The organism is Gardnerella sp. Marseille-Q9185 (genome assembly GCF_046508745.1).
Lineage (GTDB): Bacteria > Actinomycetota > Actinomycetes > Actinomycetales > Bifidobacteriaceae > Bifidobacterium > Bifidobacterium greenwoodii.
In genome coordinates this window covers 190,735-211,388 of the sequence record NZ_JBKFWK010000001.1, presented here as the reverse complement: position 1 = coordinate 211,388, position 20,654 = coordinate 190,735, and the positions used below count along the sequence as shown (strand labels likewise).

The following is a 20,654-nucleotide window of genomic DNA, read 5'->3' as shown; positions in this document are numbered from 1 at the left end:
GTAGGATTATTTTACTAAGATTAGTTTTGCACGTTTGAAATAGTACTGAAAGGAGAAGCTATGGTTGAAAAACTTAAGTCATCCTTAATCAGTGTATCTAAAGGTGTAATTACTCCGTTTATTGTAATTTTTGTTTTTTCTCTTACAATAGGACTTTTCTTATCTCTTACTTTACTTATAGTTTCTATTGAAGAAGGAACCGGTAATCTTTCTGATTCCGCAATGTCTATGACTTGGGCTGTATTTATGTTCGCTCAAGGAATTGGTCTTACTTTTGACAATTGTGTGCTAACAATAACTCCTTTAGGTTTAACAATTTTGCTTATAGCTTCCCTTTCTAGCCTAATTAGAAAAGTTGAAGGCGGCTCTACAGCATACGTAACAGGTACCGTATTTTGGGTTGCTATTAACGTAATTCTTTCGCAAAATACGCATATAACTTTGGTTGATTCTGTTCCTGTTATTATTTTCAAAACAGCTTTAATATACTTAATATCTTTGTTTATTGCTGTTTTCCCTCGCAGCTTAGTTTATAAAACTCTTAAGCAGCGTTATAAACAAATGTGTCCTGAATTTGCGCAAAAAAATATTCGCATAATTAAACGATCATCAGTTATTTTATTTGCAATATACTCGGCTGTAGCGTTAGTAACTGTAATAGTTTGGTGCTGCACGAATATCGGTTCTGTTAATTCTTTCTTCATAAAACTCGGTATGCAAAACGGTTCGCGTATTCTTACGTCAATTGCATGCCTAGTGTGGTTGCCAAATATAGCTATTTGGGCTTTGTCTTGGATTTGCGGAGCAGGATTTAGTATTGGGAAAGTTGCGCATTTTACTTTGGCTTCCTCAATGCATAAATCTTTGCCACCTGTGCCAGTTTTTGGAATATTTCCCGAATCAGTATCCGATTCTTTATACCGAAACGCAATATTGAGTATTATTCCAATAATTTGTTTTGCGGTAATACTTTTAGCAATATTGCATAAACGCGGTTGTGGCTTGCGTTTGAAAAATATTAAAGATAAAGAAGAGCTTAAAGCTTTCGCTATAAGTTTAGCTCAGGCAGCTGCAGTAAGTATTTGCATCGCTTCTTTAATAACAGTTATTTTTACTATTGTTTTTGCTTTAGCCAACGGATCTTTAGGAGAGTACAGGCTTTCTTTTGTTGGAGTTGACATTGTTGAAAGCACTAGGGCTGTAGGCCATCTTACTCTTTATGCTGTTTGTGCAGCGTGGCTTATTGCAGCTCTTGGAATATTGTTATCTTGTGCAATTCGTTACCTTTTTTCTATGCTGCTTAATAAAAATTTTGCGCAAAACAAAACTCTTACCGTTGAAACTGAAACTACTTCTGATCCTGCAGAAGATAATACAAATAAAACAGATACCGAATTAATACAACGAAAATCACCTTTGTCTTTGAAAAAAGCCGCTCCTAGAACAGTTTCATCAAAGACCAAAATAAAATAAATTCCTCACTACTATTTTAGGAAGGATGACCGCCGTGCAACAGACACATAGCCAAGAATCAAATGCAAATGTTCTGATAACCACAGGGGGAAGGTCGGTTCGACGAGTTCTTGTTTCGGTTTTTCATAAAGAAGGACTTGAAACTCTCGCTAAAGCATTTATTCAGGCAGGTACTCAAGTAGTGTCAACCGGTTCAACAGCGTCAAAGCTTATGGAACTTGGTGTAAAAGTTACTGAAGTTTCTGCAGTCACTGGATTTCCAGAAAGCTTAGATGGTAGGGTAAAAACTTTAGATCCGCATATTCATGCAGGAATTTTAGCGGATATGAATAATGCTGATCATGTAAAGCAGCTTGAAAATCTTAATATAAAGCCGTTTGATGCAGTCGTTGTTAACCTTTACCCATTTGTGGATACGGTAATGAGCGGCGCAGATCGAGATTCTATTATTGAAAAAATTGATATTGGTGGACCTTCCATGATTAGGGCTGCTGCTAAGAATCACAAATCTGTTGCAGTTATTACGGATCCTAAAGACTACCAGATTCTTGCAGACCGTATTATTTCCGGAGAAGGTTTTAGTTTGCAAGAGCGTGAGTATCTTGCTGCAAAAGCTTTTGAGCATACTGCGGCTTACGATGCTGCTATTTCTCAGTGGACTACAAGCGCATGGCCAAAGCCAGAAAGTCTTAGCGCAATTAAGGAAGATACTGAAAGCAACGCAGAAAACAATGTTGCAAGCAATACTGAAGAAGCAAAGAAATGCATTTCGCTTCCTTCAAACTACACGTGCACCTGGCGTTTGGAACATGAGCTTCGCTACGGTGAGAATCCTCATCAGCAGGCTGGATTGTATGTTGATCCATTGCATAAGGGTGGTTTAGCTCAAGCTGAGCTTCTCGGCGGAAAACCTATGAGCTACAACAATTATGTTGATGCGGATGCTGCTTGGCGTGCGGTTTGGGATTTTGCTCCACAAATTGCTGTTGCTGTTTGCAAGCATAATAATCCTTGCGGTTTGGCAATTGGAGCTACTGCAGCTGAGGCTCATAAAAAAGCTCACGCTTGCGATCCTGTAAGCGCTTACGGTGGTGTAATTGCCGCTAATACCAAAGTGACTTTGGAAATGGCAGAAAGTGTTCGCCCAATTTTCACAGAGGTTATTGTGGCTCCAGACTATGAGCCAGAGGCTTTGGAATTGCTTCGCACTAAAAAGAAGAATCTTCGCATTCTGAAGGTTGCAACTCCGCCTGTTTTGGATTTGCAAGTGCATCCTATTGACGGCGGTGCTTTAGTGCAGTCGGCAGATAAGATTGACGCTTTTGGAGACAATCCAGAAAACTGGACTTTGGTTTCCGGTGATCCTGCAGACGTTGATACATTGCGCGACTTGCAATTTGCGTGGCGCTCGCTTCGTTGCGTAAAGTCTAACGCTATTTTGCTTGCGCACGACAATGCTACTGTTGGCATTGGCATGGGTCAGGTTAATCGCGTGGATTCTTGCCATTTGGCTGTTGAACGCGCTAACACTTTGGCTGACGGCGTTGAGCGTGCTAAGGGAGCTGTTGCAGCTTCCGACGCGTTCTTCCCGTTCGCTGACGGCCCTCAGATTCTTATTGAAGCGGGCGTTAGTGCAATTGTTCAGCCAGGCGGCTCTATTCGCGACGAGGAAGTGTTCGAAGCTGCACGTTCTGCCGGAGTAACAATGTACGTAACTGGCACTCGTCACTTCTTCCACTAAATTCTCGTAATTTAGTAAGTAAGTAAAATAAGTAAATTCATATTCTAAAAATGCAGCGTTTGATAACTTCAAGCGCTGCATTTTTTGTTTTTCTGTAAAACAACTTGTGTTTTATTATTGCAAGTTATGTATTATACAAGTATGACAAATAGCGAGCAGCAGACTAAGGATAGTAAAACTGAACATCCGTATGTGTCGGAAAAGTCTGAAGGAAAACCTTACGCTGAGTGGATTGTTGCAGCTATTGTTGCAACAAGCGCAATACTAGCTTTTCTTGGATACGCAACAGCCGCCACAGTTGTTGTTGCTGTGACGGCTGTTACTCTCGGTGTTATTCGTTTATTAATGCGTCAACGCAGTCCTTGGAAGGTCAGATCTGTTAGATTTGATTCTTTCATAAGTATTGCGCTAGGCATTGGTTTATTTATAACTTATGCTTCAATCTCATTATTGCTGTAAAAGCTAATTATTTTGGTTTGCTTCAGCAGCAGTTTTATCGAAATCAATATTGATTTCATGTTCGCTGTATTTAGCATCAGGCTCTTCAATATTGGACAGAGAATGATGCTTTTGATACAAAGCGTTAGTGTCATTTTCAAACCCTGCTAAAGTTTTATCTTCCGAAACAGCAAGAAGCTTTGTTAAAAGAATAATAAAACCAACAAGCGCGGCGGCAAAAATTGGAGCAATCCAAAAAACCCACAACTGAGTTAATGGCTTAACTTCAAGCTCTTTAAAGTTTGCAAAAATCGCAATGCCTGTAGAACGTGCAGGATTAAGACCCGAACCTGTAATCTGGTAGGTAATAAGAGTTGCAGCTGCGTAAGCAATGCCCATGTGAGTGGAATAACCGCAATTGGTCTTGCCGTTATCTTTTGTGTAATTCATTGCTGTAGCAACAATTATTGCAACTGCAATTACTTCAACCAATAAGGCCGTAATAACGCCGAAGGAAGAGTTTACGCTCTTTAGCTGCGTTGCAGAAATAGAGCCTTGTTCGAAACCGTTTACAACAGGAGCGAACCAGTTAGCATCTTTCACCATTTTTGTTTGAGGCAAAATGAACACAAAAGCGCCCGCTGCCAAAATGGAGCCAAGAACTTGCGCAATAATATAGCAAGGGCCTTCCAAATACGATGTGCGTCCTGTAAACATGGATGCAATAGTTACAGCAGGATTAAGTTGTCCGCCAGAAACTTTGGATGCAATAGAAATTGCTGCAGCATACGCAACGCCTGTGCCTACTGCAATCATAAGCAAATTAATGCCGTACATTGCTGTTGATAGTGAATAAAAAGTGTAAATTGTGAACATTAATAGCGCTGTAGCAATAAACTCGGTTGCTATTTTAATAGCAAGTGGAGAGTCACTTTTAGCTTCTTCAGAAGTTGTTTCCGGTGCTTCAATCATAGTTTTCCTTACTTTAATACGTGTTGCTGTATAGTTTGCAACTTATTAAAACAACTGCTATAGTATCACGGCCATGCCATACGGTAGCATAGAAAAAGTGGTAATTTTCTTATTTATCACAATTGCGAAAGTAATAGAAAAAATTATAGTAATAGAGAATTGTTTGATTTAGCGCTTAAGAATAACTTATTTGCGCATGTTTTGTTAAACAATTCATGAGGTCACGTTGGGAGAACGATGCCAAACGCATATTCCCGCGCCGATGGGGCGCATTCAGATGACAAAAACGCCATTCGACTGCAGAAGCTGCTTGCTGAAGCGGGATTTGGTTCAAGACGTAAATGTGAGGAGATTATTCTCGATGGGCGTGTTGAAGTAGACGACGAATTGGTTACAACACTTGGTATTCGCGTAGATCCGAAGCGTCAGAAAGTGCGCGTTGATGGATCTCGAGTAAAGTTCAACACGAAGCTCGTAACTCTCGCATTGCATAAGCCTAAGCGAGTTTTGAGCGCTATGGACGATCCTAAAGGTCGTTTTACTTTAAGGGATATTGTGGGAGACAAGTACGAGCGAATCTTCCACATGGGTCGCTTGGACTACGATTCGGAAGGTCTTATTTTAATGACCAACGATGGCGAGCTAAGCCAGCATGTTATGCACCCAAAGTATGAGGTTGAAAAAACTTATATTGCAACGCTTGAAGGCAAAATCAACGGCATGGTTTGCAGGCGCTTGGTTTCTCAAGGCGTAAATCTGGAAGACGGCTGGATTAAGCTCGACCGCTGCGCAATAATCGACCAAAATCACGACACAACTATGGTAAAAGTCGTGTTGCATTCTGGTAAGAATCGCATTGTGCGTAGAATTTTCGGAGCTGTTGGATTCCCTGTAAAGCGCTTGGTTCGTACGCAAATCGGCCCTATTAAGTTAGGTGATTTGAAGGCGGGATCGTATCGTGTGCTTTCTCAAACAGAAGTGCGTTCTCTTTCTAAGGAGGTTGGCCTGTGATTTGTGTAGCAATTGATGGACCAGCAGGAGTAGGTAAATCTTCTACTTCTCGCGCTTTAGCGCAATACTACGGTTTTGCGTATTTAGATACTGGGGCAATGTATCGCGCTGCTGCATGGTGGTGCATGCAAAAAGGCATTGACTTAAGCACTCAGCTTTCTTTAGATGATGAAGGTCAGCCGACAAATCCTGCAGACGCTGAACGTTTCAACCAAATTGTTGAAGCTGTTGGATCATTATTTACTGAAAGTAATGCCGACTTTAGCGTGGATCCTAAAAATCCTGTGGTGACTGTCGAAGGTGAGGATATTAGCGAAGAGTTGCGTTCTATCGAGGTTTCTTCGCATGTATCTACTGTTTCTTCTATTCCTGCAGTTCGTCGCATGCTTATTGCAGCGCAGCGCGCATATATTTCTGCGCAATCTGCTGATGATTCTTTCTCTAAAGGTGAGGGCATTGTTGCAGAAGGCCGCGATATTACTACTGTTGTAGCTCCTAATGCGCAAGTTCGAGTGCTTCTTACTGCAAGGGAAGAAGTTCGTCAAGCTCGCAGAAACAAGCAGGAGATTTCTAAAGAAAGTTTGCAAAATAATCAATCTTCTGAGGAAGACGATATTCGTGCTCGCGACGCTAAGGATGCTAAAGTTACGAGTTTTCTTCAGGCTGCTGATGGTGTTACAACGCTCGATAATTCAGATTTGACGTTTGAGCAGACTCTTGACGCGCTTGTTGAAATTGTTGATGCTGCTATTGAGCAGGACGAGTACGACCGTTACGCTGCAAATCTTGAAGGCTATGATCTTGACGATGAAGACCGCGCGCTTCTTAGCGGAGATTTTGCAAGTAGTGACGAGAAAAAAGATTCTAAAGCAGTTGGTGTAATAGCCGTTATAGGCCGACCAAACGTTGGAAAATCAACGCTTGTAAACCGTATTTTGGGTCACAGAGTTGCTGTTGTTGAAGATACTCCGGGCGTTACAAGGGATCGCGTAAGTTACGATGCTGAGTGGGCTGGAACTAACTTTAAGCTGGTTGACACTGGCGGTTGGGAAGCAGACGTTGAAGGAATTGATTCTTCGATTGCTCAGCAGGCTCAAGTAGCAGTGCGTTTAAGTGACGCTGTAATTTTCCTTGTTGATGGTCAAGTTGGTTTAACAGCCACCGACGAGCGCATTGTTTCAATGCTTCGCGCTGCAGGAAAACCTATTACTTTAGCGGTTAACAAGGTTGACGATGCTAGAAGCGAGTACTTGACTGCAGAGTTTTGGAAGCTTGGAATGGGAGAGCCGTACGGAATTTCTGCAATGCACGGCAGAGGCGTTGGAGATTTGCTTGATGCGGCGCTCAATTCTTTGAAAAAAGCGAATAAAACTTCAGGATTCTTAACTCCACAAGGTCTTCGTAGGGTTGCTTTAGTAGGAAGACCAAACGTTGGTAAGTCTTCTCTTTTGAACCATTTAGCTCACGAAGAGCGCGCTGTTGTAAACGATTTGGCTGGAACTACTCGTGACCCTGTTGATGAGGTTGTGCGAGTTGACGGCGAAGACTGGCTGTTTATTGATACGGCTGGTATTAAGCGCAGACCTCATAAACTTACTGGTGCAGAATATTATTCTTCGCTACGCACGCAGGCTGCGATTGAGCGTTCGGAGCTTGCGTTGATTCTTTTCGATTCTTCCCAGCCGATTGCGGAGCAGGATCTAAAAGTTATGAGCCAAGCGGTTGACGCAGGTCGCGCAATCGTACTTGTGTTTAACAAGTGGGATTTGATGGACGAGTTTTCAAGGCAGCGCATGGAACGCTTGTGGAAGACTGAGTTTGATCGTGTTACTTGGGCTGAGCGCGTAAATCTTTCTGCAAAAACAGGCTGGCATACGAATCGCCTTTCTCGTGCCATGAGAACAGCTTTAGATAGCTGGGATAAGCGTATTCCTACGGGTAAGCTTAACGCTTTCTTAGGGCGTATTCAGTCTGCTCATCCGCATCCTTTGCGAGGCGGCAAGCAGGCACGAATCTTGTTCGCAACCCAGGCGTCCACTCGCCCTCCGCGTTTCGTAATATTCGCAACAGGCTTCTTAGAGCACGGATACCGTCGCTTTATTGAGCGATCTCTTCGCGAAGAGTTTGGATTCGAAGGAACTCCTATTCAAATCTCCGTAAAAGTGCGAGATAAAAAGAAGCGCAAATAGAGCGTAATTAGGTCGTAAGTAAAGTCACGATTAAAGCGTAAGTAAAGTAGGAGCGTAGTATGACTGAATTGGGCGAGTTAGCTCTTGATTTGCATCATGCTAGCGAAGACGAGATTTTTCAAGCATTTGTTGACTGGGTTAAAGATAACAAACATGTAGATTTGTGGCCGCATCAAGAAGAATCCGTTATGGATTTGCTTGCAGGAGACCACGTTATTTTAAACACTCCAACAGGTTCTGGAAAATCTCTTGTTGCTCTCGGAATGCATTTTGCAGCACTTGTCACAGGCAGACGCTCCTACTATACTGCACCAATAAAAGCTCTTGTATCCGAAAAATTCTTCGACTTGGTTGCTATTTTTGGGCGAGATAATGTTGGTATGATTACAGGCGACTCGCATATTAATGCGGATGCTCCAATAATCTGCTGCACGGCGGAAATCTTAGCAAATCAAGCTTTACGTGAAGGTGTAAATGCTGAAGTCGGTTGCGTTGCAATGGACGAATTCCACTACTACGGAGACCCAGAGCGCGGATGGGCTTGGCAAGTGCCGCTACTTACACTTCCAAACACGCAATTCTTACTTATGAGCGCAACTCTTGGAGACGTATCGGATATTGCGGAACGCTTAGAAAAATCAACAAAAAGAAGCGTTGATATTATTGCTAATGCTCCAAGACCGATTCCTCTTGAATACGAGTACACGGATAAGCCGCTTGCTACAACTGTAGAACTCTTATTTAACAAGGGTTTAACGCCAATCTACGTAGTTCATTTTTCGCAAGACGCAGCTCTGGAAACAGCACAAGCGCTCGCAAGTACGGGAGTTTCAAGCAAAGAGCAGCGAGACAAAATTGCTCAAGCAATTAAGGGCACAAAGTTTACTACAGGATTTGGCAAAATCTTGCAAAGAATACTTAGAACCGGCGTTGGAGTGCATCATGCTGGCATGCTTCCACGCTACCGAAGGCTCGTCGAACAGCTGGCTCAGCAAGGACTTCTGCCAGTTATTTGCGGAACAGATACTCTCGGCGTTGGTATTAATGTGCCAATTCACTCGGTTGTGCTTACAGCTCTTACAAAATTTGATGGGAATCGTAGTCGAAAACTTCGCGCTCGCGAGTTTCATCAAATTGCAGGCCGTGCAGGCAGAATGGGATTTGATACCGAAGGCTTAGTGGTTAGCGAGGCTCCAGAGTTTGAGATTGAGAATGCTCGCGCTGTTGCAAAAGCCGGCAATGACCCTAAAAAGCTTAAAAAAGTTAAGCGTAAGAAGGCTCCAGAAGGATTTGTTGTTTGGGGCGAGCCAACATTTACTAAGCTTATTGAAAGTGCTCCAGAAACTTTGAATCCACACATGGTTGTAACGCACTCAATGATTTTGAACGAAGTTACGCAAGGTGGAGATGCTAGAGCGCGCGTGCAAAAACTTATTGAAGATAGCGCGCAAAAGCCGCAAGATAAAGAGAAACTTCTTGAACGTTGCGACGATATTTTCCAAACTTTGCTTGATACTCAAGTTATTGAATGTAAAAAGCGCGCGGATGGTTCTTGTGATTATGAGCTTGATGTTGCAATGCCTGAAGGTTTTGCGCTAGATCAGCCGCTTTCGCCGTTCTTGCTTGCTGCTTTGGAATTGTTAGATCCTGAGTCTCAAAGCTACGCGCTTGACGTAATTTCCATGGTTGAAGCAACTCTGGATGATCCTAAGCCTGTTCTTCGTGCTCAAGAGCGTAAGGCTCGAGATGCTGCAATGGCTGGCATGAAAGACGATGGTATCGACTATGAGGAGCGCATGGAGCGCTTAGCTGAAGTCAGCTATCCTAAGCCTCTTGAAGATTTACTAGCTCCTGCTTTTGCGCAGTATCGCAAGGACGTGCCGTGGGCAAACGACTACTGGATTAAGCCTAAATCCGTTCTTCGAGACATGGTAGAAACTGCTTCCGATTTTACTGGCTATATTTCACGCTATGGCATTGCTAGAAGTGAGGGAACGCTTCTTCGTTACCTTTCGGATGCTTACCGTTCGCTTGCTCGCACTGTTCCAGAAGATATGCTTAACGAAGAATTGCGTGATATTATTTCGTGGCTTCGTCTTGTTGTACGCTCTATTGATTCAAGTTTGGTTGACGAGTGGGAGAGTGCAGGAGGTTCGGACGCTGAAGCTAGCGCTGTAACTACGGCTGCGCCTGGAACTTCTGAGTCTGTGGTTGAAGATCGCCGTGGTCTTATTGTGTTGATTAGGAATGCAATGTTCCGCCGTGTGCAACTTATGGATTTGGAAGATGCGGATGCTTTAGGAGAGCTTGACAAGGCTTGGGGTTACGGAGTTCACGAGTGGAATGATGTGCTTGACGACTATTACGACGAACATGAGTATGTTGGAATAGACGCCAAAGCTCGAAGCGGAGACTTATTTATTCTTGACGATTCGCTTGAAAAAAGTGAGCATTCTTGGAAAGTGCGGCAGATTATCGACGATTCTGACGGGGATCATAATTGGGCTATTACTGGCATTGTTGATTTGGATACAACGCAAGATGAAGGCGAAGTTGTGTTCTTCGATTACCAAGTTTCGCACGTCTAGTGTTGTAAACTTGTCTTAGTTTGTAACCAACAATTAGAATCGAACGTTTGTTCTATACGTATTGTAAGCTGGTATTTATGGAGCAGGATTTATTTGCAGCAAGTAGCGCGCCGAGTGATGTAACTCGTCCGTTGGCAGTGCGTATGCGCCCGAGCAGCATTGACGACGTGCTTGGGCAATCTCATGCTTTAAAAGAAGGCTCTCCTTTGCGCAGGCTTGCAAATCCGCAGTCTAAAGGTTCTCTTACTGCTCCAAGTTCTGTTGTGCTATTTGGTCCTCCAGGAGTCGGTAAAACTACTCTTGCATATATTGTTGCTCGCCAGTCTGGGCGAGTGTTTGAAGAGCTTTCTGCTGTAACTTCTGGTGTTAAAGATGTTCGTGCCGTGCTTGATCGTGCGCACGAGCGTTTAGTTAGCAAAGGCCAAGAAACAGTTCTTTTTATTGACGAAGTTCACCGTTTTTCTAAATCGCAGCAAGATGCTCTGCTTCCAAGCGTAGAAAATCGCGACGTAACTTTTATTGGAGCTACAACTGAAAACCCAAGTTTTTCAATCATTAAACCGCTTCTTAGCAGATCTGTAGTAGTAAAACTTGAGTCGCTTAGCGTAGAAGATTTACACACGCTTATAGAGCGCGCAGTAACTAGCGAAAATGGGCTCAACAATCAGCTTAAAATTGACGAGGATGCAATAGATTCTATTATTCGCTTAAGCGGTGGAGACGCTCGTAAAACTCTTACTATTTTAGAAGCTGCAGCAGGAGCAATAACAGGAGATGCTGCGCTACAGCACGGCAAAAAGAAGCCTGTTATTACTGCCGATATTGTTTCTAACGTAATGGACACCACTACAGTTCGCTATGACAAAGACGGCGACGATCATTACGATGTGATTTCTGCTTTTATTAAGTCGATGCGCGGAAGTGATGTTGATGCGTCATTGCATTACTTAGCGCGAATGCTTAGAGCTGGGGAAGACCCGCGTTTTATTGCAAGGCGAATTATGATTGCTGCTGCCGAAGAAGTTGGTATGGCAGCTCCGCAAATTTTGCAAGTAACTGTTGCTGCAGCTCAAGCTGTTGCTTTAATAGGCATGCCGGAAGCGCGCATTATTCTTTCGGAAGCTGTGATTGCTGTAGCAACAGCTCCTAAATCAAACGCAAGCTATAATGCTATTAATCAGGCTTTGCAAGATGTTGATGCTGGAAATATTGGTCAAGTGCCTCTTCATTTGCGAAACGCTCCAACGAAACTAATGAAAAGCTGGGGAAACCACGAAGGATACCAGTATGCTCACGATTGCCCTGGAGCTGTAGCATCGCAACAGTATATGCCAGACGAGCTTGTTGGCCGCGAATACTACCATCCAACGAATCGTGGATACGAGCACGAGCTAACTCAACGCTTATCTCAAATTCGTAATATACTTCATGAGTCTAAAGAAAGTAGAGAAGTTGGCAATGAAAAAGAATAACGCTTTTCTGTATTATTGCGTATCAACAGTTGTGCTTATTTGTATGCTTACAACTTGGGTTGTGTATGTTCGCTTCACTGTAGACACCGTGCGAAACAGCGGTTTTTCGCTGAAAAATGTTATGAACAACAATGCTGTAACAGCTGTAGTTGAACCAAATAAGTCAGATAATGCTCTTGCTTTAGCAGGTCGTGCTTATAAAAACGTGCTTGAAAATCTACACGGAAAATACAAGTTCAAAAATGTTCCAGATTCCTTCGGATATTACTACGATTTATGGGATTTGGATAATGATAAGATTCCAGAACTTATTGTAACTGCAAGGAAAAAATTAGGTTACGATGATGATAAGCCGCGTTTTACTAAAGTATTTTCTTTTGATGGCAAAAAAATTGTTGAGTCACAGTTAATTGAAGATTTAGAACCGTCTCATGATAACGAACTCTCAGAAACATTAATGTACGATCATAATCACAATGGCATAGTTGTATATCATCTATTTGATGGGCTTAAAGTTCGTCGTGATACTTACAAGCTTACTGAAGATTATAAGTTTAAATTAGATTCAAGTGTTGAAGATAATTCGGCAGATCCTGGCACTATAGGCGATTTTGATGCAATGTTCGTTGATGTTAAAAATCTTAAGCCTGTAGATAATCTCATCAATAATATGACTCTTAGTGAAAAAGAGAAGAAACACAATAAGTATATTCAAGATTTACGAGATGATGGATACACCATTCTTACCGGCAATGTTAAAGAGATGAATATTGACGAAGTAAAGCAAACAGCACAGCCGGATGCAGATTTAGAAAATTATTCTTATTATTTTGTCAACGATTCAAAAATTATTTATACAGTAAATATGCCATACAAAACCATCATAACTGTTGGAGTTGATGGCAAAGGTACGCCAGTTCCTGACACATATGTTTACAAACGTTTCTTTGTTGCACCTAAAGCCGGAGAAATGAAAGATTATGTAGGCAAAAACGTAACTATAGCAGTTAAAAAGGCTTCTTCAATATGCTTTACCTTAGAACCAAGTTACGATGACCCTAGCTACAGCGCTCTAAAAATCATTACAGACTAAACGTAAACTGAAGGTTTACGCGTTATCAAATCGTGCGACTAGAATCATGGTTAAGAATTTCATTTAAGAGAGATTGATTGATTCGAAAACTAAGTCAGCGATGCTTATTTTGTATCACGCTTAAGATGGAGGTTTATTATGAGCAAAGCTAAAAGTTACTTTTGGGGATTTGTTGTAATTGCAATACTAGCCGGTTTATTCTATTGCGTTCAGCACAACGGTTCTTTTAGTGGCGTGCGTAATGCTCTTAATATTAAACCGGATCTTAACGCTATTAGCGAAAAGTGTAATCTGCCAATAAAGCATAGCTATGCTCTTGGTGGGGCTAAAGCAATCGTAAAAGTTGGAACAGGCGACGCTTTTGAAAAAGATGCATCATGCGTACTCAATGAGTTTCCGTCCGCTGAAAAAAATCGTAAAAAATTAGAGAACATTCTTTACAAAAATGGTAGCCCCTTCGATATGAGTGATGACAATCATATTTTTATTGTTGGTGACCCATGTTCTGTAATAATTTTCCCGACTACTGCTGGCGACGTTATGATTGTTGGAGATGCTAGTAATCTTTCCCACATTGACAACAACTCGCTTATGGCAGGTTTAATGAAAGATGTTTCTTCCAATTACGGTGACTAAATCTACGTATAACACGTACAAACCTTATATAACATGCGCTGAATAAAGACGATTAGTTGTTGTGCAGCTTGGCGAAAGTAGAGATGTTTGCGATGAAGAAAAATAATGCTTTTTTGTATTATTGCGTATCAACAGTTGTGCTTATTTGCATGCTTACAACATGGGTTGTGTATGTTCGCTTTGTTGCAGACACTGTACAAAACAGCGGTTTTTCGCTGAATCATGTTGCTAGTAGTACCATAAGTGCTATCACAAAACCGAATACTCGCAGTACTGACGATATTCTTTCTCAAGCTGGTAAAGAATACAAAAAGGTGCTTGAAAATATTCACAAGTATTCATTCAATGATGCTCCAGAAGGCGATTATACTTACGCCTTATGGGATATTAATGATGACAAAATACCTGATTTGCTGGTTAATGATACGTACGAAGTTAAGAAAAATGATTCAGACGATACTAAGGAAGTGTCGTCAACACGAGTTTTTTCATACGATGGGAATAAGCTAGTTGCTCCTAATAATGTTCTCAAAACTCTATTAGGTAGATATGAGCATTCAACACTTTTCTTTTATAGGAATCACAAAGGTTTAGTATTCTATCTTCCGGAAAGTGAAGAGTGGTATAACAATCTTTCTAATAACAATCCTTCTTTTAACCCGGAAACACCATTCAAGTGGAAAGAAGTATCTTATACGCTTACGGGAAACAATCTGAACGATAGTACTACAGTTGTTGATTATCCTATTAAGAAAAATGAAAACGATACGTGCGAAATGGATAAAGTAGTTGCTCCAGTTTTTATTCCTATAAATGATGACACTGGTATCAATAAGCTAATCAATTCAAATAAACGTAGCGATAAGCAAAAAGCGTACGATAAGCAAGTTCTTCAATGGCAAGAAAAAGGGTATCAAGTTTATACTGGTACAGTAAAACAGCTTACTCCAGAAGAAGCATACAACTATCCTGGTGCGCCAGTAACATATACTGGTTTTAGTCTTGATGATTTTATACGTATTAACAATAACCCAACTACCACAGTGCTCGCATTAGATAATCCGCGCTCAGCATCGTCATATTGTAATGGAACTGAGTGCGGATACAGACCTCCAAGTAATTTGATGAATAGGGTCGTAATAATATTAGATGATGCATTTGTGCACGATCCAAATCATGACAAGATTATGAATTATGTTGGAAAGAGAGTTACTTTTGCAACAGATGGAATGTATGATACTGTAAACAATCTTCCATGGGCGCAGCCTGTATTAAGCAGTAGCTCATATATAATTCAGGAGTTAGATCCTAGCTTGGATGAGTACAAATAAGCAACATCAGGTGCGTTCATGAAAACTGCTGAGCGCTAACATATGAAATAATTTATTCACGCACAAGCATAATGTGGTCAACGTTGTCGAGTGTAGATACGCGGAACAATACAAAGCGATTGCCGATTACTTGCACGACTTCGGCGCCAAGCTTTTGAGCAAGAGCTTCAGCTGCTTCTTTAGCGCTTAATCCGGAACCATCTTGCACAGCGCACTTCATAAGTTCGTGGTACTGCATGGTTTCGTCTGCTTGCTTTACGGCTGCATCAGTAATGTCGTTCTTGCCAACGTATAAAAGTGGGCTTAGCGTATTAGCAAGTGCGCGAAGCTGCTTAATCTGCTTCTTTGTCAATGCCATAAGGCGTCCTTTCGCATGCAAGTTTAATCAAGTTTAATTAAACAAAAGTATTGCATAAGTTACATAAGTGCTTAACGGATTATACAGTATCTTGCGAATTATTTCACGCAAAAATTGCAACATGCGTATTTTGCTATGCATAATTTTATTCTGTATAACATTTATAAACTCATTGCAATAATCGCGCTAACAAAAGCAACGGCCACAACTAATAACAGCACATCTTTTGCGTTAACTTTCAGCGTGTGCAGGTGCGACCTTGTTGCGCTTGGCGTGTAGCAGCGAGTGTCAAGTGCTAAAGAAAGTGTTTCTGAGTGGCGAATAACGCCTGCAAAAGCAGGAACAATAAGCGAAGATATTGCGTGGATTCGTTTGCAAATCGAGCCGTCCCGTATGCTTCCGCCTCTAGCGGTTTGAGCGTGCGCAACTTCTACTGCTTCGTTAGAAAGCGTTGGTAAAAATCGCAATGCTAGGCTCATAATAAGCGATATTTCCTGCGTTGGCACTCCAATAGTTTTAAGTGGCGACAGTAAAGACGTGCAGGCTTCGGTTAGTACTGTTGGGCTTATTGTCATAACTAATATTGCGCCAATAATAATTACAAGCGAGAATCTTGTGGCAAATAGTATTGCGCAATTAATTCCGTCGTAAGTTACAATAATCGGCCCAAGTTTATAAAGTATTTTGCCTGTGCGAACGGCAAGAATATTCAGCAATCCCGAAAAAGTAAATACTGCAATAAGCATGTGTAGTGAAGAAATTAGTTTTATGAATTGTATTTTTGCGGCAATTATTAGACACAGTGTGGCAAAAGCAAGAACAGCTAACTGCGTGTAATGAGTGATGCTAAAAGCGCTTAGCATGAGCATAAAGCAGGATATAAGTGTTATTCTGGGATCAAAAGAGCTAAGTAGTGAGGTTGATTTTTCTTGCGAAGATTCTTCTGTCGTAATCGTTTCTTGTGATGATTTCTTTGTATCTTCTAAACTTTCACTATTGTTTGCTTTTAATGTTACTAATCTTGCTCCTAAAGCTTTTACGTCATGAATATTATGCGTAATAACAACAATTGTTACGCCTTGATTATTCAGTTCGCAAAGAATTTGCAATAAATGCGATGCTGCTTCAAAATCTAATCCTGCTGTTGGTTCATCAAGCACAAGTACTCTCGGTCTAAAAGCAAGAACGCCCGCTATCGCCACAAGACGCTGTTGGCCGCCGGAAAGAGAAAAAGGCGATTTTTCAGCCAAATCTTCAAGATTAAGCAATCTTAACGTTTCATCTACACGTTCTTTAAGTTCGTCTCCTTTTAGACCAAAATTTTTAGGACCGTAAGCAACATCTTCGTGCACAGTGTTAGCAAAAAGCTGCTGTTCTGGAAGCTGCATTACGTAGCCAATAGTTTCGCGAAGTTTTTGACGATTCTTTTTAGAAGTTTTTCCACTAACAGGTATTTTTTCTACGCTTATAGAACCAGATTCTGTTTTTAACAGTCCGCACAAAGCTTTCGCAAGAGTGGATTTTCCACAGCCGTTTTCGCCCATTATTGCAATTATTTCACCTTCGTTTACGTCAAGTGAATAGTTGTTAATTACAGCTGGAGATTTATCATCGTATTTAACTGTTAAGTGTGATATTGAAATTGCTTTATTTGAATGCGTGCTATTGTTTATGTTTTCGTTTCGATTCGCGTAATTATTAATATTTTCCTGCGCTTTTTTTGAAAAACTAGATTTAGAATTGTTGAAATATGATTCCAGTTTTTCTAAACAAATTTCGTGAAGCACCCCATTTTCTAGCAGAAGTATGCGATCTGCATTCTGGCATTCGTCAATTCGGTGCGTAATTTGCACAATACTTGTGCCGCTTTTGTGCAAATCATCAAATAATGTGTCAACGTTTTCTCGAGATTTAGAGTCAAGCATAGAAGTAGGCTCATCTAGCACAAGTAGCTTTGACTGCATTGCAATAGATCCTGCTAAAGCAACTTTCTGCATTTGCCCGCCACTCATAAGACTTGGGTTAGAAAGTCTATGATTTTGCATGTGAACAGCCTCTAAAGCATTGTTAACAAGTTTTCGCATTTTATGCTGTTCTACGTTCAAATTTTCCAGTCCAAAAGCAACATCATCTTCAGTAACAGTAGTAACAATCTGATCTTCTGGACTTTGAAACAGAGCGCCAATAAACTTTCGCGCATTTTTGTAAGCGTCAGCATAAGCAGTAGTATTTTCAAAAACTTTTTCGCCGCACAATTCAACATAGCCGCTATCTGGAGCTGTTAAACCTGCAATAATTTTTGCCAAAGTTGATTTACCAGAACCGTTTTTGCCCACAATTGCTACGCGCTCGCCGGAGCGAATTGTAAGATTTAGTTGCTCAAGCGTCCAAGTTTTTCCATCATCGTAGCTGAAGCAAATATTTCGCAACACTACTAGAGTATTGTTTTCAACTGCGCAATTTTGAGCTTCGTTCATACTACTGCTTGTGCTGGTATTTTGCATAGTTTATGCCGTTTAGAAGATTTACTTGCTGTGGTGAAGTAGTTTAGAAACTGGTTTATAAACAAGCATTGTTACTACAACGTGAAGCGCAAGTTTAATAATATTAAACGGCAGCAGTGCTGGAATAATAAGAGCCACAACCTGCGAAACAGTCATGTGAGCGTAAAGCGGAGTAATAACAAGATTTCCTGCTATTGCGAGCGCAATTGCAACAACAGAGCCTACCAAAAGTGCAATGATTGCACCTTTTCTGGTATGCATTTTTTTGTATACGATTGCCGCTGTAACACTAGCTCCTAAAGAAACTAGCACTGCCATAACTGTGCCGAGTGGATTGGTAAATAAGTGTGGTGCAAAGCCGAGTATGCTTACGATTGCTGCAGCTGAAGGCCCGTATGCGAATCCTGCAACTAGGCACACGATTCCTGAAGGATCGTATTTTAGGAATGAAAAGTCTGGAATTAGTGGAAATTCTATGAAACTTACTGCCATTGAAAGTGCTACGAATAGAGCGTATTTTGCTATTTTTTCGCTAGACCAGCGTGTGTTTGAAGAGTTAGTTTGATGATTGTTATGATTGATGGTATTAGAAATGCCCATGATGGGCCTCCGTTTCTTTCATCCGGACTGTAACCGTTGGCTTCGGAATTTAACCGAATCAGCAGCTTTTACGCCGCTCGCGGGCTTCAAAAAGGCATAAAATACGCATTTTGTTACCGCCAGTAAGGATTTTCACCTTCCCTGAAACTGACTATTCTTTTGTATCTCATGCTAGGAACATTGTTGTAATAATTGTGTGGCGAGGGTAGGTGCGAGAATACAAGTATGAGCAATATGGGAACAAAGAAAATTGTTAACAGCAAAGCCAATAGCGTATGCAAGAGTATTGATAAGCTTGCTGTTGTTGTGGTTACTTATAAGCGTCAGGAACTTTTGGATAATTTGTTCCATTCTTTTGAATGTTTGAACGAGTGTCCTTGGCGAATTGTTGTTGTTGACAATGAGTGCAGCGATAAAACTCGCGAAATGGTTTCTGTTCTTGAATCTGATTTAACTAATCGTTGGGGTAAGGCAGAAAAAGACGATGAGGGCAATTGCTCTCACGTTGTTTACGCTCCGCAGGATGAGAATCTTGGTGGCGCCGGCGGTTTTAGCGCTGGTGTTAAAAAAGCTTATGAACTTGGAGCTAAGTGGTTCTGGGTTATGGATGATGATGTTGAAACAGTGCCTGAATCTATTGAGCGTCTTGCTCCTTGGACTAAGCGCCACTCGGTTGTTCAAGGAAGTCGTTTAGATTACGACGGTGGTAATTTCTACTGGCAGTATGATTTTTTGGTTCCTCTTGGTATACCGAATCCTATTGCGCCTTCAGCTTTTGGTAATGCTGGTTATCGTGTGATGAACACAATGTGTTTCGAGGGTGGTTTAATTCGTCGCGATATTGTTGAAAAAATCGGCTTCCCGGATTCTCGCTACTTTATTTACTGGGATGATACTACTTACGGTTATCTTGCTAGTAAGGTTACGAATCCTATTGTTGTTCCGGATATTATTCTTCGTCGCACTCGCGATATTCCAAACTGGGATATTGCAGGAGTTCGTCAACTAAACTCAACTTCTGACATGAACCGTTACCATATTATGCGAAATCGTGGGTTTATGGCTCGCTACTTTATGGTTCATGGTGATTTCCATCCGTTTATGTTTGCGCTTGGAACCGCTTTAACTGCTGCTAAAGAGATTATTCGTCTGTTGGCTGTTGATCGTGAGCATATTCTTTCCGGTATTTGGAAATTATTTACCGGTTGGCTTGCTTCTAGGAAGATTTTGCATGACGGAACGTGGAAACCTATGCCTTCTTTGAAGTAAAAATAAAGCAGAAGTGAAGTAGAAGTTAACAATCAGCAAGCGTGTCGCAATAAATATACGATACAATACTTGTGAATATCCTGTTATCAGCACACATTCAGAGGGGAGTGTTAGTGAGATGATTGACACTGCACAAGCATTTGGCGTCGATATTGGCGGTTCTGGAATTAAAGCTGCTCCAGTAAATTTGGAAAAGGGCGAGTTTGCAGAGCCTCGTTATAAGATTCTCACTCCTGCAGTTTCTACGCCTCAGGCGGTTGCGGATATTGTTCGTCAGCAGCTTGAGCATTTTGAAGTTCCTGCAGACGTTCCTGTTGGAATCGCTTTCCCTGCTCCAATTAAGCCGGGCAAGAAGCTTGATTTTATGGCAAATCTTGACCAGTCTTGGATTGGTGTTGACGTTACTGAAGTCTTTAGTGAGGCTTGCGGTCGTCCAGTAACAGTTGTTAACGATGCTGACGCTGCTGGTTTAGCTGAGCAGCGTTTTGGTGCCGCTAAAGATAAGGATGGCTTAGTTATTGCTACAACGCTTGGAACTGGTATTGGTACAGCTTTGATTTACAACGGTGTGCTTATTCCAAACACTGAGCTTGGTCATATTCAGCTTGAAAAAGGTAAGGGAGATGCTGAAAAGTATGCTGCTTCTTCCGTTCGTGAAAAGCTTGATATGGGCTATAAGAAGTGGGCTAAGCGCCTGACTAAGTACTATGGTTTGATGGAAAAATACTTCAACCCAGATTTGTTTGTTGTTGGTGGTGGAGTTAGCCGCGTAAGCGAAAAATTCCTTCCACATATTGATATTAAGACTCCTATTGTGGTTGCAACTTTGCATAATGAGGCTGGAATTATTGGTGCAGCTTATTACGCAATGCAGAAGAATCAGCAACAGGACTAAATATTAATAAATAGTAATAGTTTATTTGTTGTTGTTTTAAGCTGGGTGCAGGTTTAATCTGTTACCCAGCTTTTTTATGCCAAG

The 20,654-nt window shown here is 41.4% G+C and carries 16 protein-coding genes and 1 riboswitch; of the genes, 12 read left to right on the top strand and 4 right to left on the bottom strand.

Going from position 1 to position 20,654, the window contains the following annotated elements; all coding sequences use genetic code 11:
- The first annotated feature begins 60 nt into the window (after nucleotides 1-60).
- From ACLD5M_RS00830 to ACLD5M_RS00820, 3 genes are all read left to right on the top strand, one after another.
- Entirely contained in the window at nucleotides 61-1,473 is a 1,413-nt protein-coding gene (locus ACLD5M_RS00830; RefSeq protein ID WP_410314352.1) for a DUF6350 family protein, read from the top strand.
- A 25-nt stretch (nucleotides 1,474-1,498) separates the two neighbouring features.
- Nucleotides 1,499-3,214 carry a bifunctional phosphoribosylaminoimidazolecarboxamide formyltransferase/IMP cyclohydrolase gene (purH, locus tag ACLD5M_RS00825; protein WP_410314351.1) on the top strand — a complete coding sequence of 572 codons (1,716 nt, stop codon included), beginning with the start codon at nucleotides 1,499-1,501 and terminating at the stop codon, nucleotides 3,212-3,214.
- Between the two features lie 141 nt (nucleotides 3,215-3,355).
- A complete protein-coding gene (locus ACLD5M_RS00820) occupies nucleotides 3,356-3,673 on the top strand; it encodes a hypothetical protein (protein WP_032841794.1) in 318 nt (105 codons plus the stop codon).
- Between the two features lie 3 nt (nucleotides 3,674-3,676).
- On the opposite strand, the gene ACLD5M_RS00815 is transcribed toward ACLD5M_RS00820, so the two are convergent.
- Complete coding sequence (locus ACLD5M_RS00815) at nucleotides 3,677-4,624, bottom strand: MIP/aquaporin family protein (RefSeq protein ID WP_119521179.1); 948 nt, start codon at nucleotides 4,622-4,624, stop codon at nucleotides 3,677-3,679.
- 237 nt (nucleotides 4,625-4,861) lie between these two features.
- Here ACLD5M_RS00815 and ACLD5M_RS00810 point away from each other — a divergent pair, with 237 nt between their 5' ends.
- From ACLD5M_RS00810 to ACLD5M_RS00780, 7 genes are all read left to right on the top strand, one after another.
- Nucleotides 4,862-5,635 (top strand): pseudouridine synthase, encoded by a 774-nt coding sequence (locus tag ACLD5M_RS00810; protein ID WP_004137291.1) that lies wholly within the window; start codon nucleotides 4,862-4,864, stop codon nucleotides 5,633-5,635.
- A complete protein-coding gene (gene der / locus ACLD5M_RS00805) occupies nucleotides 5,632-7,824 on the top strand; it encodes a bifunctional cytidylate kinase/GTPase Der (protein WP_019261036.1) in 2,193 nt (730 codons plus the stop codon). The genes ACLD5M_RS00810 and der overlap by 4 nt, the downstream gene beginning before the upstream one ends.
- A 59-nt stretch (nucleotides 7,825-7,883) precedes the next feature.
- Nucleotides 7,884-10,412: a DEAD/DEAH box helicase gene (locus tag ACLD5M_RS00800; protein ID WP_410314350.1), complete on the top strand. Its 2,529-nt coding sequence runs from the start codon at nucleotides 7,884-7,886 to the stop codon at nucleotides 10,410-10,412.
- A 77-nt stretch (nucleotides 10,413-10,489) separates the two neighbouring features.
- Nucleotides 10,490-11,884, top strand: a complete 1,395-nt coding sequence (locus ACLD5M_RS00795) for a replication-associated recombination protein A (protein WP_410314349.1) — start codon at nucleotides 10,490-10,492, stop codon at nucleotides 11,882-11,884.
- A complete protein-coding gene (locus ACLD5M_RS00790; protein WP_410314348.1) occupies nucleotides 11,871-12,977 on the top strand; it encodes a hypothetical protein in 1,107 nt (368 codons plus the stop codon). The genes ACLD5M_RS00795 and ACLD5M_RS00790 overlap by 14 nt, the downstream gene beginning before the upstream one ends.
- 138 nt (nucleotides 12,978-13,115) lie before the next feature.
- Nucleotides 13,116-13,613, top strand: coding sequence for a hypothetical protein (locus tag ACLD5M_RS00785; RefSeq protein WP_410314347.1), 498 nt, complete (start codon nucleotides 13,116-13,118; stop codon nucleotides 13,611-13,613).
- A gap of 92 nt (nucleotides 13,614-13,705) precedes the next feature.
- Entirely contained in the window at nucleotides 13,706-14,944 is a 1,239-nt protein-coding gene (locus ACLD5M_RS00780; protein ID WP_410314346.1) for a hypothetical protein, read from the top strand.
- A gap of 52 nt (nucleotides 14,945-14,996) precedes the next feature.
- Here ACLD5M_RS00780 and ACLD5M_RS00775 read toward each other — a convergent pair whose 3' ends face one another.
- The 3 genes from ACLD5M_RS00775 to ACLD5M_RS00765 all read right to left on the bottom strand — a co-directional run bounded on the left by ACLD5M_RS00775 (nucleotide 14,997) and on the right by ACLD5M_RS00765 (nucleotide 18,406).
- Nucleotides 14,997-15,302, bottom strand: a complete 306-nt coding sequence (locus ACLD5M_RS00775; RefSeq protein WP_119521168.1) for a YhbY family RNA-binding protein — start codon at nucleotides 15,300-15,302, stop codon at nucleotides 14,997-14,999.
- 161 nt (nucleotides 15,303-15,463) lie between these two features.
- A complete protein-coding gene (locus ACLD5M_RS00770) occupies nucleotides 15,464-17,779 on the bottom strand; it encodes an energy-coupling factor transporter ATPase (protein ID WP_410314345.1) in 2,316 nt (771 codons plus the stop codon).
- Nucleotides 17,780-17,827: 48 nt separating this feature from the next.
- Nucleotides 17,828-18,406, bottom strand: coding sequence for an ECF transporter S component (locus tag ACLD5M_RS00765; RefSeq protein WP_032841765.1), 579 nt, complete (start codon nucleotides 18,404-18,406; stop codon nucleotides 17,828-17,830).
- A gap of 6 nt (nucleotides 18,407-18,412) precedes the next feature.
- Nucleotides 18,413-18,559: riboswitch (FMN riboswitch) on the bottom strand.
- A gap of 72 nt (nucleotides 18,560-18,631) precedes the next feature.
- Between ACLD5M_RS00765 and ACLD5M_RS00760 the strand changes: the two genes are divergently transcribed.
- Together ACLD5M_RS00760 and ppgK are read left to right on the top strand one after the other, a co-directional pair.
- A complete protein-coding gene (locus ACLD5M_RS00760; protein ID WP_410314344.1) occupies nucleotides 18,632-19,675 on the top strand; it encodes a glycosyltransferase in 1,044 nt (347 codons plus the stop codon).
- Between the two features lie 118 nt (nucleotides 19,676-19,793).
- Nucleotides 19,794-20,570: a polyphosphate--glucose phosphotransferase gene (ppgK, locus tag ACLD5M_RS00755; protein ID WP_004137262.1), complete on the top strand. Its 777-nt coding sequence runs from the start codon at nucleotides 19,794-19,796 to the stop codon at nucleotides 20,568-20,570.
- Nucleotides 20,571-20,654: the final 84 nt, after the last annotated feature.